Genomic DNA, 13,963 nt, shown 5'->3' with positions numbered 1-13,963 from the left:
GAGGCGCCGGAGGGAGTGCGCCAGCGGCCTGGCGGAGGCGCGAGGGGCGCGCTAACGCCGGAACGGCTCGTGGCGGATGGCGGTGCGCATGAAATAATAAAGCAGAACGAAGCCGCAAACGGCGAAGACCGCTTCGATCGAGCGGCTGACCATCGGGTCAAGCTGCATCAATCCGCCGAGCGCCCATCCCGCCGCCCATGAGGCGCCGACCATTTCCGTGCCGACGAGAATGGCGACGGCGACGAGCGTCGAAAGGTTCAGCCAATCGATGCGTTTCGAGCCGGGCGAAGGATCAGGCGAAGGAACAGGCAAAGGATCGGGCAAGTCTCGATTTCTCCGTCGCAGCCGGATTTGGCCGGCAAATCAAATGGACATGCAATGACTTTCCGGCACTATATCATTGACGCGGCCGGAGCAAGGGCGCAGCGGCTTTAAGAAGCCTCATGACGCCTTGCGCCAGCGAAGCGTATGCGCCGCCTCGGTTCGAGGCAAAAAGAAAATTGGGAAACGCTAATGGAAAAAGAGGGCGCCTCCCTTTCCGGCGCGGATCGCGACGAGTCCCCCTGGCTCGCCTCCTATCCCGAAGGGGTTCCCGCGAACATCGCCTCGCCGCCGTATTCGCTTCTGGGCGAAATTCCCGGCGATCTGGCGAAGGCCCGTTCCGACGCTCCGGCGTTCTCCGTCTATCTGCCGAACGGCATGGGAGCCAGCGTCAGTTTCGCCGAGATCGATCGCCTTTCCGACAGGTTCGCCGCCTATTTGCGGGAGTGTCTGCGGCTCGACGCCGGGGAACGGGTCGCGATCCAGATTCCCAACGGCCTCGCCTATCCGGTCATCGCCTTCGGCGTGTTCAAGGCGGGCTGCACGCTGATCAACGTCAACCCGCTCTACACCGCGGCGGAAATGACCCACCTTTTCGCCGACGCCGAGCCGGCCGCGATCGTCGCCATCGACATGTTCGCCGACAAGCTCGCGGCGGCCCTGAAGGCTGCTCCGGTCCGGCATGTCATCCTGAGCGAGGCCGCAAGCCTGTTTCCGTTTCCGCGACGCCAGCTCATCCATTTCGTGCAAAAATACATTCGCAAGGAGATTCCGGCGGCTCCCTTCCCTCACGCCAGGCTGACGGAGGCCCTTGCTCGCGGCGAGGCGGCGATCCGGGGGGGCGCGGACGTCAGGAATTACAGCAGGGCCCTCGACCCATCCGCCATCGCCTGCATTCAATACACCGGCGGCACGACCGGCGTTTCGAAAGGCGCCATGCTGACGCATCGCAATCTGTTGATGAACGTGGCTCAGTTTCTGGCGTTCTTCGGCGAGGGAATCGGCGAGAGCGATCGCGTCCTGACCGTTCTGCCGCTCTACCATATCTTTGCTTTCACGACGAATTTTCTGGGTTTTTATACGCGGGGTGCGAAGAACATCGTGATTCCGAACCCTCGCCCCCTCACGAACCTGCGTCCGGCTTTCGAGAAGGAGGACATCACCTTCATCACCGGGGTGAACACCTTGTTCAACGGCCTGCTGCACGAGCCCTGGTTCACCGCCAATCCGCCGAAGAGCCTGCGGATCGCCTTCGCCGGCGGCATGGCCCTGCAGGAGGCCGTCGCGCTCCGCTGGCGGGAGCTTACCGGCATTCCCGTGATCGAAGGCTACGGCCTCACCGAAAGCTCGCCCGTCCTGACCGCGAATCCCCCGCAGAAGGTCAAGCTTGGGACGGTGGGCGTTCCGATCCCTTCGACCGAAATAAAATGCGTCACCGACGAGGGAAACCTGGCCGCGGTCGGCGAACATGGCGAACTGATCGCCCGGGGCCCCCAGGTCATGGCCGGATATTTCAAACAGCCGGACGAAACCGGCGACACGCTGCGCGACGGCTGGCTGCACACCGGCGACATCGCGATCATGGACGAGGAAGGCTATTTCACCATCGTCGACCGGCGCAAGGATATGATCCTCGTCTCCGGGTTCAACGTCTATCCGAACCAGGTCGAGGCGACGCTCGCGCGGATCCCCGGCGTCAAGGAATGCGCGGTCATCGGCGTGCCGGACGAGGCGACCGGCGAAGCGGTCAAGGCCTTTGTGGTGCGCGCCTCCCCGGACCTAACGGCCGAGGCCTTGAGGACGTTCTGCAAGACCGAACTCGCCGGCTACAAGGTGCCGAAATTCGTCGAATTCCGGGAGGAGCTGCCAAAATCGAACGTCGGCAAGATCCTGCGCAAGGATCTGCGCTGGGAGGAGCTGCTCAAGCACGGACGCCGCGCGCCAGAGCCGCGCTAGATCTACCAGCGCAGGAGCCGCGAGCCTGCGACGGCCCCCGCCGCTGTGACGAGGGAAATCGCGAGCGTGTACCAGACCGCCACGAAGAACGGCGAATCGTCGGGACAATGCATGGCGTAAAGAGCCGCCCCGAGAGCGCCGGCGAGGAGCCCCGCCGCCGCCCCAGCCGCGGCCGGACGGTCCGGCGCGCCATTTCGCAATGCCGCCAGGACGGCGATGAGGGGAGCCGCGGCGAGAAAAGGGATGCTCTTCAGACAGACCATGGCGTTCGCCCCCCAGAGCTTGCGGCCCCAGTCCGCGATCGGGACGCTCATCGCCTCGGCGACGACGGAAGCCGCCAGCAGAACCGCCGGGAGAGCAAGCCAGAGAATGGTTTTGCGCGCGTCCGCCCCCGGCCGGGCGATCCGCGCGACCAGGCGACCCGCAAGCGCGGCGAGCGCGAGAGAAACGCAGATCTTGAAGGCGAGGCGGGGATCTCCGGCCATCGCAAGCAAATGAGGCCTGAAGCCAAGCACCTTGAGAAAAAGCGCGAAGGCGACGACGACGCCCGGGCCGAGGGCGAGCGCAAGAGCCTTCCCCGGTCCGAGCCGGCGCGGCGCATTGTCCGCGGCAAGCGCGCGGATAAGATCAGCCGTCCTCATAGCGCGTCCTGAATTTGGCGGCGAGCGCGGCGAGGCCGCGATGAAGCGCGACCCGGACCGCGCCGTTGCTCATGGAAAGGCGGCTCGCGGCCTCGTCGATCGAGGCTCCTTCCACCGCGATGGCCCTGACGACGTTCCGCTGCCCGGCGGGAAGAGTGTCAAGGTGGCGATCGACGTCGGCGACGACGAGATCCGGCTCCGCGTCCGCGCTGGCCAGGATGCCGACGAAATCCTCCAGCGGCAGGTCGATTCTGCGGCCGCGGCGGCGCAGCGCGTCGATCATCTTGTGCCGGGCGATCGCCCGAATCCACGGACCAATCGGCGCGTCGGCGATCCAGGTCTGCCGTTTGAGGTGAATGGCGAGCAGCGTCTCCTGAACGATATCCTCGGCGTCGGCGACGGACGCGCCCGCCCGAAAAAGGCCCCGCCGCGCCGACTCTCGCAGCACGGGCGCCAGTCGCCGCAAAAGGTCTTGATAGGCGGCGGCGTCGCCGGCGTTTGCGGCGCGCATCAGCACGGCCCATTCCTTTTCCCGCTTATCGCCGCCCACGGGCGCTCCCTATCACGTTCGGCCCCATCCGCATTCCGTTACGCGCCGGCGCTTAAAAACGACATCACATTCGCGTCATCAGGTATTTATTTCTTCCGCGTAACGACTCTTCTCGAAATCACGAAAGAGGTTGGGTAGAAACGATCCGACCGGCCGGAGCGCCGGCTCCCCACGGGCGCCTGCGCCCGAAAGATTGCTCGTCTCATTAAGGGAAACCTCCATGACCACAAAGACCGAGATCACCGCCGCGACGCTGGCCGGCGCGCTCGCCACGGCTCTTACTCTTGTTTCCGCTTCCGCCGAGATGGGAGGCGAAAAGGCCGACAAGGAGAAATGTTACGGTGTCTCGCTCAAGGGGCAGAACGATTGCGCGGCGGGCGCTGGAACCAGCTGCGCCGGATCGTCCAAGGTCGACTACGACGGCTCCATCTGGAAATATGTTCCCAAGGGAACCTGCACCACGATCAAGACCCCGAATGGCGTCGGTTCGCTGAAGGCGGTCAAATCGTAAGAGCCTTGACCCGGCCCGCCCGGGGGGCTTGTGGGTTGATCGCGCGTTCGCGCGCGTGTTGCGAGGTTTGCGGACGGAGCGCGCAGCCAAGGCGCGCGCCGCCGCGGCGATCATCCGGCGAGGATCGAACATGCGCAGAGCCAGAGCGCCGTTGCAGCCCTCAAGGCTTCCACCCAATGTCGGACTCGGCTTCAAGCCGGAGCATTTCGCCGCGATCGCGGCGGAACCCCAGCCATTGGGTTTCTTCGAAGTCCATGCCGAAAACTATATGGGCGCGGGCGGCGTCCCGCACGCCCAGCTCGCCCGCCTGCGCGAGCATTACGCCCTTTCGATCCATGGCGTAGGCCTTTCGATCGGTTCGCTCGAACCGCTCGATCGCAACCACCTCGCCCGCCTGAAGCGCCTCTGCGATCGCTACAATCCCGAAAGCGTTTCCGAACATCTCGCCTGGTCGTCCCATGGCGGCGCATTCTACAACGATCTCCTGCCGCTCCCCTACACGGACGAAACCCTGGCCGCCGTCATCTCGCATGTGGACGAGGCGCAGACCGCGCTCGGCCGCCGCATCCTTTTGGAAAATCCGGCGACCTATGTGCGCTTCGAAGAGAGCGCGATTCCCGAAACTGAATTTCTCGCCGAGGCGGCGCGGGCGAGCGGGTGCGGCCTTCTGCTCGACGTCAACAACGTCTTTGTCTGCGCCCGCAACCACGCCTATGACGCCCTCGCCTATCTCGCCGACTTTCCGATTGACGAAATCAGCGAGATTCACCTCGCCGGTCATTTCGAGACATTCGAGGCCGACGGATCGCCGCTTCTGATCGACGCGCACGGATGCGTGGTGAGCGGCGCGGTGCTCGATCTTTATGCGGGCGTCATCGCCCGCGCCGGTCCGTTGCCGACGCTGATCGAATGGGACAACAATGTTCCAGATTGGCGGACGATGCGCGCACAGGCGGCGATCGTTCAGGAACGGCTCGATCATGCGACCGGTGGCGGGGCCAAATCCGCGGCCTGAGCCCGACTTGCGCCGGATGGAGAGTGACAGTGACGCCGCACGTCTTTCAAAATCATTGGCAAAGCCATTGGCAAAATCATTGGGCGCAGGCGCTGCTCGACCCGGCCGGCGCGCCGCCGCCGGGCGTCGCCCGACAGGCCGGGACGGCGCCGGACAGGCGTTTCGCCGTCTACCGCAACAATGTGATGGTCAGCCTGACCGGCGCGCTCGCGGCGCGTTTCCCAGCGGTCAAGCGGATCGTCGGCGATGAATTCTTCGACTCCGCCGCCCGGGCGTTCGCCTCAAAAAACCCGCCGCGCTCGCCGCTCATGATGACCTATGGCGAGGAATTTCCCGATTTTATCGCCCGCCTCGACGCCGCCTCGGCTGTTCCCTATCTCGCCGATGTCGCGCGGCTCGAGGCGGCGCGCACCCGCGCCTACCACGCCGACGACGCGGCGCCGCTCACGGCGGCGGACCTCGCAGGCGTCTCGCAAGAGACCCTCTTCGATCTTCGTTTCGTCCTGCATCCCTCACTTGAACTCGTCGCCTCCCGGTTTCCGGTCGTCACGATCTGGGCGATGAACGCGGGCGATCTGGAGCTTGCCGAAATCACCGACTGGAGCGGGGAAACGGCGCTGATCGTCCGCCCTGCGCTCGACGTCGAGGTGAGGCGTCCACCCCCCGGCGCAGCGGCTTTTCTCGCCAGTCTCGCCGCGGGCGACCGCCTCGGCGACGCCGCCGCGGCGGCGCTTGCGCAAAGCGCTGATTTCGATCTCGCAGTCAATCTGGCGGCCTTGTTCAGCGGGGGCCTTGCGATTGACGCCGCCGCCGCAAAGGATGATCCACAATGACGCGTGAGTTGAACGACGGGACGGGAGGCTCGCTCGCGCGGCGCTGGCGCGCAGTCGCGGCTGCGCTCGACCGGTTTCCCCAATCGCTGATTTCCCTCGCGGCGCGGGTTTTTCCGGCCGCTGTATTCTGGATGTCAGGCCAGACCAAGGTCGAGGGCTGGCATGTCACGGAGAACGCGATCGCCCTGTTCCGCGACGAATATGCGCTGCCTTTGATCGATCCGGCTCTGGCGGCGCGGCTCGCCGCCTTCGGCGAACATTTCTTTCCCCTGCTTCTGGTTCTCGGCCTGTTCAGCCGCATCGCGGCGCTGGCGCTGTTGACGATGACCGCGATCATCGAGATCTTCGTCTATCCCGACGCGTGGCCGACGCATGGCGTCTGGGCGACCTGCCTGCTCGTCGTCCTCGCGCGCGGCCCGGGAAAATTCTCGCTGGATTATCTGTTGGGCCGGTTGACGGGCCGGTAGACGCGGACCGTGATGCGCCGCCGCCGTGTCTAGAGCGCTTTCCGATCGCATAAAGTCATGCGATCGATAAGAATATGCTCAAGCCTTTGATTCTAGAGCGTAGGCTCGTTCTCGAGGGCTTCGAAATCAAGCCCTATATCGAGCACAGCCGCGCTGTGAGTCAGCCAGCCCGCGGAAATCAAATCGACCCCGCTCGCCGCGATGGCGGGAGCGGTGAGCGGCGTAATCCGGCCTGAAGCTTCCGTGACGGCCCGCCCGGCGGTCATGGCGACGGCTTTCATGAGGTTCTCCGGGTCCATATTGTCGAGCAGCACCGCGTCGACGCCCTCGTCCAGCGCCTCCTCCAATTGCTCCAGCGTATCGATTTCGAGTTCGATCTTGACGAGATGCCCGGCCCCGGCGCGCGCGCGCCGCAACGCCTCGCGGACTCCGCCCGCAATCGCCACATGATTGTCCTTGATCAAAATAGCGTCGTCGAGGCCGAACCTGTGGTTCGCGCCCCCGCCCGCGCGGACGGCGTATTTCTCCACCGCGCGCAAGCCGGGAGTCGTCTTGCGGGTGCAGACAATCCGAGCCCCCGTTCCACGCACCGACTCCACCAGCGAGGCGGTCGCGGTGGCGATTCCGCTCAGATGACCAAGGAAATTCAGCGCGACCCGCTCGGCGGTCAGGATCGCGCGGGCCGGGCCCGTCACACGTGCAATGACGTCGCCAGGACTGACGCCCGCGCCGTCCGGCCGCAGCGACTGGAAGCGCACCGCCGGATCGATCAACTCGAAGGCGAGACGGGCCAGATCCTGACCGGCGACGATACCGGACTGGCGCGCGGCGAGGGCGGTTCTCGTCCAAAGCTCAGCCGGGACGATGGCGTCGGTGGTGAGATCGCCCGCGCGGCCGAGATCCTCGAGGAGAGCCGCGCGGACCAGGGGCTCCAGCATGATCCGCGGCAGGGGAGAAAGATTTATTTTCAATTAGTCCGCCATTTCCGGAACAAGCTCGCGGGCGTCCGCGAGCGCGTCGTCGAGGCGCAGCATCGTCCTTTGCGGCGAGGGCGCCTTGTCCGGAAAATCGGTGCGGGAATGGGCGCCCCGACTCTCGCGCCGCCGCAAGGCCGAAACCGCGATCATCAGGCCGGCGACAGCCGCGCCGTTGGACGAGGAAGGCTCGGAGGCCAGCGGATAAAGCGCGCGGATGGCTTCGCGCAATCCCTCGCCGTCGCGCTGGACTCCCGCCGCATGGGATAAAATTTCGCGCACGGGAGCCTGGTCCAAAAGCTGGTCGGCCAGCGGCGCGAACGCCGTTTCGAGGTTTCGAGGCCCTTTCGCGCGCGAAACCGGCGTCGCGGCGATGTCTGTGGCGACGAGACGCCCGCACACCGCCGCTTCGAGAAGCGAGTTGCTGGCGAGCCGGTTCGCGCCGTGGAGGCCGGTGCAGGCGGCTTCGCCGCAGGCCCAAAGTCCCTCGACCGAGGAGCGGCCCCTGAGATCGACCGAAATCCCGCCCATGTGATAATGCGCGGCGGGACGGATCGGGATCAATTGCGTCGCCGGATCAATCCCGGCCGCATGGCAGAACCCGGTGATCGCCGGAAAGCGCCGGGCGAAATCGAGGCCAGGGACATTCCGCGCGTCCAGAAAGACGCGATGGCCCGCCGCCATATGGCGCCACACCGCGCGCGAGACGACGTCGCGCGGCGCGAGTTCGGCCCCGGGCTGACACGCCATGAACCGCTCGCCGGCCTCGTCGACGAGGATCGCGCCCTCGCCGCGCACCGTCTCGCTGATGAGCTTCAAGGGAAACGAGGCCGTATCGAGCGCGGTCGGGTGGAACTGCACGAATTCGAGGTCGCCCATCACGGCCCCAGCCCTTGCCGCCAGGGCGAGCCCCTGACCGAAGGAGCCGGCCGGATTGGTGCCGTATTTGTAGAGGCCGCCGATCCCGCCGGTGGCGATCACGACGCGGGACGCGGCGATGACGGCCGGACCGGAGCGCGTCGAAACGAGAACGCCGGAAACGCGATTGTCCTCGACGATCAGGCGCGAGGCCGTCCCTTCGACAAAAGTGATCGACGGCGTCTCGCCGACGCGGCGGGCGAGGGCGCGCATGATTTCGCGCCCGCTCGAATCGCCGCTCGCATGGACGATCCGGCGGCGGGAATGCGCGGCTTCGAGGCCGAGCAGAATCCGGCCCTCGCCGTCACGGTCGAAGGGGACGCCAAGACGGATCAGATCCTCGATCGCCGAGGAACCCTCGGCGAGGATCGCGCGCGCCGCGGTTTCGTCGCAAAGACCGTCGCCGGCCGTCAGCGTGTCGGCAAGATGAAGCGAAAAATCATCGTCCGCGCCAATCGCGGCGGCGATCCCGCCCTGCGCGAGCCAGCTCGACGATTCGAGGCCGGGCGCGGCCTTGCTGAGGAGAATGACAGGCGAGGGAGCCAGCGCCAGCGCGGCTGATAGGCCAGCAAGTCCGCCGCCGATGATGACGCAGCTTTCCGCCGCGCCGAAGGATTCCGTCATTTTCGCTGCGCCGTTCAGCGGACGGCCAGCATGCGTTCGACCGCTCGCCGCGCGCGCTCCGCGACCAGCGGATCGATCGTCACCTCGTGCCGCATGCCTTCCAGGGCGCTCCTGATGTTGCGCAACGTGATTTTCTTCATGTGCGGGCAGAGATTGCAGGGGCGGATGAACTCAAGCTCGGGATGCTGAACCGCGACGTTATCGCTCATCGAACATTCGGTCAGAAGCACCACCCGCGGCGGGCGGTTGCGCCCGACATAGGCCTGCATCGCCGCTGTGGAGCCGGAGAAATCCGCCTCCGCCACGACTTCCGGCGGGCATTCGGGATGAGCCAGGACGACGACGCCGGGGTAATCCTCGCGCAATTGGCGCACGTCGGCGGCGTTGAACAATTCATGGACTTCGCAATGGCCGGTCCAGGCGATGACCTTCACATGGGTCTGCGCCGCGACGTTTCGGGCGAGATATTCATCCGGGAGCATGATCACCCGGTCGACCCCAAGCGATTCGATCACCTCCTTGGCGTTGCCGGAGGTGCAGCAGACATCGGATTCGGCCTTCACGGCCGCCGAGGTGTTGACATAGGTGACGACCGGAACGCCCGGATAGGACCGCCGCAACAGCCGCACATCCTCGGGCGTGATGGACTCGGCGAGCGAACAGCCGGCGCCCGTGTCAGGGATCAGCACCGTCTTTTCAGGGTTGAGCAATTTCGCCGTCTCAGCCATGAAATGAACGCCCGCCAAGACGATCACGTCGGCGTCCACGTTCATCGCTTCGCGCGCCAGCGCCAGGCTGTCGCCGACGATATCGGCGACGCAGTGAAAAATTTCGGGCGTCTGGTAATTATGCGCCAGAATGACCGCGTTCCTGGTCCGCTTCAGGGTCATGATGGCGTCGATGTCCTGCGCATAGACCGGCCATTCGATCGCCGGGACGGCGTGCCGCACCTTCGCGTAGAGATTGTCCTCGTAGAGGGCGGCCGGGACGGACCGGATCGCCGACGGGACAGATTGAGGAGAGCGCAGCATTTCGCGAGGGGACGCCATCACTTATACTCCAAACGAGCATTACACGGGTATATGCTGGGGATGAGTATAAGATTTGTCAAGCCCGCGAGATCGGGAGCTTCGTTCCGAAAATGGCCCGCTCCGCCAGAACCTCGCGGCGGAAGCGGAAGAGTTTGGCCGGGCGCCCCCCCGTGTCCTGGCTCGTTTCGCCGGTTTCCTCCACGAGTTCCTGCTGCTCGATCAGGCGGCGGAAATTCTGCTTGTGGACGAGCCGTCCCGCCAACGCCTCCACGCAGCGCTGGAGCTGCAACAGCGTGAACGTCTCGGGCATCAATTCGAACACCACCGGGTGATATTTGATCTTGGCGCGCAGCCGGGCGATTCCGGTCGCCAGAATCCGCCGGTGGTCGAGGATCATGGCGCGGCCCATGCCGGAGACCGCATCGATTGCGGCGGGGTCGCGCGGCGCATCGCCAGCGTCGTCCCTCTCCGCCTCGGGGATGAGCCCGGCCTCGTAGAGAAGCTCGTAGCGCTGCAGGACGAGTTCTTCGTTCCAGGCGCGGTCAAATCCGAAGGTGCTGGCCGCTCTCTGCCAGCGGTCATGCGCAATCCGCGCGCTGAAGGAATCCTCCGCCCAGGCCCTGAGGCGCGGCAGAAGCACATCCTCGATCACCGGCGGCGGTCCAACGCGATGATCCTCCCAGGGAAAATAGGCGTACCAGCTCCGCCAGCTCGCTTCGAATTCGCCGGAAGCCGGCTGTTCGCGGGTCAGGCCGAGATAACTGATCGAGATGACCCGCTGCTCACCGCCGCCGCGGTCCTTGTCGGCGAACGTATAAAGCTGTTCGACATAGCCGAGCGGCAGCCGGGTCTGCCGTTCGACCCAGGCCCGAAGCCCCGATTGCATCGAGCGGTGCGCGAGTTCAAACGGCCCGGACGGCAGCGCGCGCTGATCCTGAATCGTCAGCACCCTTGGATCGCCCGAGGTCACGGCGGCCAGAACGGCGATGAGGTCGGCCGCCACCGGGCGCCCGATCTGGACCGGGGGGGTCGGGGCGATGCGCGCCGAAAGCTGTCTTTCCCGCAACATATCCGTCTTGCGCTCCACGCCTGAAGCGGGCGAAGGCTCCGGCCGAATCGCCGTGCGCGCATTAAAACATATCGGCGGCGACCCTATCATGAACTTACTGTAACCTTATCCGTTGGGCGCTAAATTCAAGGCTCAGCCAAGATCCAGTTCGACCGCCGAAATCTCGTGACGCGGCCAGGTCCACGGAGCGAGGTAGATCGCATCGCCGCGAAACGTCAGAGGCGCCGCCCACGGATGGGACGCCAGCCAGATCCGCGCCGCCCGGGACATCCGGCGGCGCTTGAGCGCGCCGATCGCCGTTCTCGCTTCGTCGAGGGTGGACCGCGTCTTCACCTCGACGAACGCAATCGTGTCCCCCCGCCGCGCCACAATGTCGATCTCGCCGCCGCGGATCGCGTAGCGGCTGGCGAGGATACGGTAGCCCTTGAGCCGCAACGCCGCGACGGCGAGCCTTTCCGCGACGAGCCCGCGCAGATGGGCTTTGCGCCGGTCCCGAGGCGGAGCCGATCGGGGCGATTTCAGATCGGACTCCAGCCAGGGTTTACGCCGCACGTTCAACGCCCGCGCGCGGAGAGCGCGGAGAGTTCGATTGCGCGCGCATAAACCTTGCGTCGCGGCTGACCGGTCTCGGCGGACACCACGGCGGCGGCGTCCTTGACCGAGAGCGTCTCAAGCGCCTTGCCGAGTTTCAGGTCGACCTGGTCCTGGGTTTCGGTCGGTCCTTCCGCGCCGGGCGGCCCGACAAGAACCACGATTTCGCCTTTCGGCGGGGGCTCCTCCGTCAAGGCGGCGGCCAGATCGGTAAGACTTCCGCGACGCACCGTCTCGAAATGTTTCGTCAGCTCGCGCGCGATGGCCGCGTCGCGGGATCCCAGAACGGCGGCGAGATCGGTCAGCATCTCGGCGAGACGGCGCGGCGACTCGAAAAACACGAGCGTGCCGGGAATGGGCGCAAGCTCCGCGATGCGCTGACGCCGGGGGCCGCTTTTCGGCGGCAGAAACCCTTCAAAGAAAAACCGGTCCGTCGGCAGGCCCGCGACGACGAGCGCGGCGAGAACGGCGGAAGCGCCCGGAACCGAAACAACCTCGATCCCCAGCGCCAAGGCCTCGGCGACCAGTTTGAACCCGGGATCGGAGATGAGCGGCGTTCCTGCGTCAGAAACCAGCGCCAGCGCGGCGCCGCCGGCGAGCCGGGCCAGAAGATGAGGACGCATCACCGCCGCGTTATGTTCATGATAAGCGACGAGCGGGGTCGCGATGCCGTAATGGGCCAGAAGCGTCTTCGTGACTCTCGTATCCTCGGCGATGACCGCGTCGGCGGAGGCGAGCGTCGCGAGGGCGCGAAAAGAAATATCGCCCAGATTGCCGATCGGCGTCGCAACGACGTGGAGGCCCTTGCGGATCGGCTCCGCTTCGGCCCGAAGCCCGAAAGCGGTGAACCCGCCGGGCGCGGAACGCTCGGCGGCGGCCGCCGGCGCGTCAACGCCGCGATCGCGTCTATGTGCTGAACTCGCGCTCATTGCATCCCCCAGCGGCGGCCCGCCACACCTGCAATTGCGCGGGAGTGGGGCGATAGTTCTTTATAACATCCGACCGTCCGCTTTATAGAACAAAACGGCCCTTTTGGCAACATCTGGCCCCTCGAATCAGGTTTCCGTTTGCCGCAACTCAATTTTTATGACTGAAACAGATGATGATGCTCATGGTAACACGGATCAGCTTGCCGCGCGGCTGCGCGCGGCTCGAAGCAGCGAAAGGTGCGCCCGAATGAAATTTTTCCTGCGCAAGGGCGGCCGGACGGCTGATCGCGGCGCGTTCGCCAACCGTCGCCTTGGCGCGCTGGGCGGCGCGGTTCTCGCCCTGACGCTCGCCCTGACGCTTGCCTCGTGCGGATCGGTGAAGGGCCCGTTCGGGCCCGGCGGCCCGGGCGAGCTGCCGCCAGGACCGAAGTCCGCGGAGCCCGCCCCGGCTTCCGCAGGCGAGCAGATCGGCTCCGGCCCGGTCAAGGTGGCGCTGATCCTGCCGTTGACCCAGGCGTCCGGCCCGAGCGTCGTCGGCGTGGCGCTGCGCAACGCCGCCGAACTCGCGGTCAACGAGGCCGGCGCGAACGATCTCACCCTGCTGGTCAAGGACGACCGCTCGACGCCGGACGGCGCCCGCGCGGCGGCGCAGGCCGCGGTTTCGGACGGGGCCGACCTGATCATCGGCCCGTTGTTCGCGCCCGACGTCCGCGAAGTCGGCCGCGTCGCGCGCGCAGCAGGCAAGCCGGTCATCGCATTCTCGACGGATGTGTCCGCCGCGGGCCAGGGCGTCTATCTGCTTTCGTTTCTGATCGAAAACTACGTGGACCGGATCGTCGATTACGCCGCCTCAACCGGCAAGAAGTCCTTCGCCGCCTTGATCCCGGACAATGATTACGGCCGCGTGGCGGAAGCCGCGTTCCAGCAAGCCGCCGCCCGCAATAATGTGCGGGTCATGTCGATCGAGCATTTCCAGCCGCAAAACGCCCCAGCCGCGGCGCAGAAGGTCGCCGCGCTCGGCGATCAGATCGACGCTCTGTTCATCCCCGATCAGGCCGATGCGATGTCGAATGTGTCGCAGGCCTTGACGGACGCCGGCGTCTCCGGGAAGAAAGTTCAAATCCTCGGCACCGGGCTCTGGAACGACGCCCGCGTCCTGAAACTGCCGGCGCTGCAGGGCGCCTGGTTCGCCGCGCCGGAAAACGGAGGCTTCAACGCTTTCGCCGGGCGATACAGAGCCAAGTTTGGAAGCGATCCGACACGGATTTCGACGCTTAGCTATGACGCGGTGTCGCTCGCGGCCGCTCTTGCGCATACCCAGGGCTCGCAGCGCTACGCGGAAAACGTCCTGACCAATCGTTCGGGATTCAACGGCGCGGACGGCGTGTTCCGCTTCCGGGCCGACGGCCTGAACGAGCGGGGGCTCGCGGTGCTTCAGATCAATAATGGTTCGGGAACGCCGATCTCTCCCGCGCCGCATTCCTTCGCGGGCGTCGCCTCGGCGATGTAATCGGCGGTCCTCTCAGCGAGAGC

General features: G+C 65.8%; 15 protein-coding genes. 6 read left to right on the top strand and 9 right to left on the bottom strand.

Annotated elements, in window-relative coordinates; translation table 11 throughout:
• Positions 1-51: 51 nt before the first annotated feature.
• Positions 52-324, bottom strand: coding sequence for a hypothetical protein (locus BM177_RS01375; RefSeq protein WP_244532023.1), 273 nt, complete (start codon positions 322-324; stop codon positions 52-54).
• Between the two features lie 189 nt (positions 325-513).
• Here BM177_RS01375 and BM177_RS01370 point away from each other — a divergent pair, with 189 nt between their 5' ends.
• Positions 514-2,277, top strand: coding sequence for an AMP-binding protein (locus tag BM177_RS01370; protein ID WP_091677431.1), 1,764 nt, complete (start codon positions 514-516; stop codon positions 2,275-2,277).
• Between the two features lie 2 nt (positions 2,278-2,279).
• Here BM177_RS01370 and BM177_RS01365 read toward each other — a convergent pair whose 3' ends face one another.
• Positions 2,280-2,918, bottom strand: coding sequence for an NrsF family protein (locus tag BM177_RS01365; RefSeq protein ID WP_091676327.1), 639 nt, complete (start codon positions 2,916-2,918; stop codon positions 2,280-2,282).
• Complete coding sequence (locus tag BM177_RS01360; RefSeq protein WP_244532055.1) at positions 2,905-3,429, bottom strand: sigma-70 family RNA polymerase sigma factor; 525 nt, start codon at positions 3,427-3,429, stop codon at positions 2,905-2,907. Before BM177_RS01360 ends, BM177_RS01365 begins: the two co-directional genes overlap by 14 nt.
• 259 nt (positions 3,430-3,688) lie before the next feature.
• On the opposite strand from BM177_RS01360, the gene BM177_RS01355 reads away from it, so the two are divergent.
• From BM177_RS01355 to BM177_RS01340, 4 genes are all read left to right on the top strand, one after another.
• Positions 3,689-3,979 carry a BufA1 family periplasmic bufferin-type metallophore gene (locus BM177_RS01355; protein ID WP_091676317.1) on the top strand — a complete coding sequence of 97 codons (291 nt, stop codon included), beginning with the start codon at positions 3,689-3,691 and terminating at the stop codon, positions 3,977-3,979.
• A 151-nt stretch (positions 3,980-4,130) separates the two neighbouring features.
• Entirely contained in the window at positions 4,131-4,994 is an 864-nt protein-coding gene (gene bufB / locus BM177_RS01350; protein ID WP_091677426.1) for an MNIO family bufferin maturase, read from the top strand.
• Positions 4,995-5,023: 29 nt separating this feature from the next.
• Positions 5,024-5,827: an HvfC/BufC N-terminal domain-containing protein gene (locus tag BM177_RS01345; RefSeq protein WP_244532022.1), complete on the top strand. Its 804-nt coding sequence runs from the start codon at positions 5,024-5,026 to the stop codon at positions 5,825-5,827.
• Entirely contained in the window at positions 5,824-6,294 is a 471-nt protein-coding gene (locus tag BM177_RS01340) for a DoxX family protein (RefSeq protein WP_091676310.1), read from the top strand. The genes BM177_RS01345 and BM177_RS01340 overlap by 4 nt, the downstream gene beginning before the upstream one ends.
• A 92-nt stretch (positions 6,295-6,386) precedes the next feature.
• On the opposite strand, the gene nadC is transcribed toward BM177_RS01340, so the two are convergent.
• The 6 genes from nadC to rsmI all read right to left on the bottom strand — a co-directional run bounded on the left by nadC (position 6,387) and on the right by rsmI (position 12,430).
• Positions 6,387-7,259, bottom strand: coding sequence for a carboxylating nicotinate-nucleotide diphosphorylase (gene nadC / locus BM177_RS01335; RefSeq protein WP_091677422.1), 873 nt, complete (start codon positions 7,257-7,259; stop codon positions 6,387-6,389).
• Between the two features lie 6 nt (positions 7,260-7,265).
• Positions 7,266-8,810 (bottom strand): L-aspartate oxidase, encoded by a 1,545-nt coding sequence (locus tag BM177_RS01330; protein WP_091676307.1) that lies wholly within the window; start codon positions 8,808-8,810, stop codon positions 7,266-7,268.
• Between the two features lie 14 nt (positions 8,811-8,824).
• Positions 8,825-9,859: a quinolinate synthase NadA gene (gene nadA / locus BM177_RS01325; protein WP_091676303.1), complete on the bottom strand. Its 1,035-nt coding sequence runs from the start codon at positions 9,857-9,859 to the stop codon at positions 8,825-8,827.
• 58 nt (positions 9,860-9,917) lie between these two features.
• Positions 9,918-10,910 carry an NUDIX hydrolase gene (locus BM177_RS01320; RefSeq protein WP_244532021.1) on the bottom strand — a complete coding sequence of 331 codons (993 nt, stop codon included), beginning with the start codon at positions 10,908-10,910 and terminating at the stop codon, positions 9,918-9,920.
• A gap of 132 nt (positions 10,911-11,042) precedes the next feature.
• Positions 11,043-11,462 (bottom strand): YraN family protein, encoded by a 420-nt coding sequence (locus BM177_RS01315; RefSeq protein ID WP_425284347.1) that lies wholly within the window; start codon positions 11,460-11,462, stop codon positions 11,043-11,045.
• Positions 11,463-11,464: 2 nt separating this feature from the next.
• Complete coding sequence (gene rsmI, locus BM177_RS01310) at positions 11,465-12,430, bottom strand: 16S rRNA (cytidine(1402)-2'-O)-methyltransferase (RefSeq protein ID WP_091676298.1); 966 nt, start codon at positions 12,428-12,430, stop codon at positions 11,465-11,467.
• Between the two features lie 247 nt (positions 12,431-12,677).
• Here rsmI and BM177_RS01305 point away from each other — a divergent pair, with 247 nt between their 5' ends.
• A complete protein-coding gene (locus tag BM177_RS01305; protein WP_091677413.1) occupies positions 12,678-13,940 on the top strand; it encodes a penicillin-binding protein activator in 1,263 nt (420 codons plus the stop codon).
• The last annotated feature ends 23 nt before the right edge of the window (positions 13,941-13,963 follow it).

This window comes from Methylocapsa palsarum (assembly GCF_900114285.1).
GTDB lineage: Bacteria > Pseudomonadota > Alphaproteobacteria > Rhizobiales > Beijerinckiaceae > Methylocapsa > Methylocapsa palsarum.
Note: the sequence above shows the minus strand (reverse complement) of the source record. Positions and strands in the feature narration are given on the sequence as shown.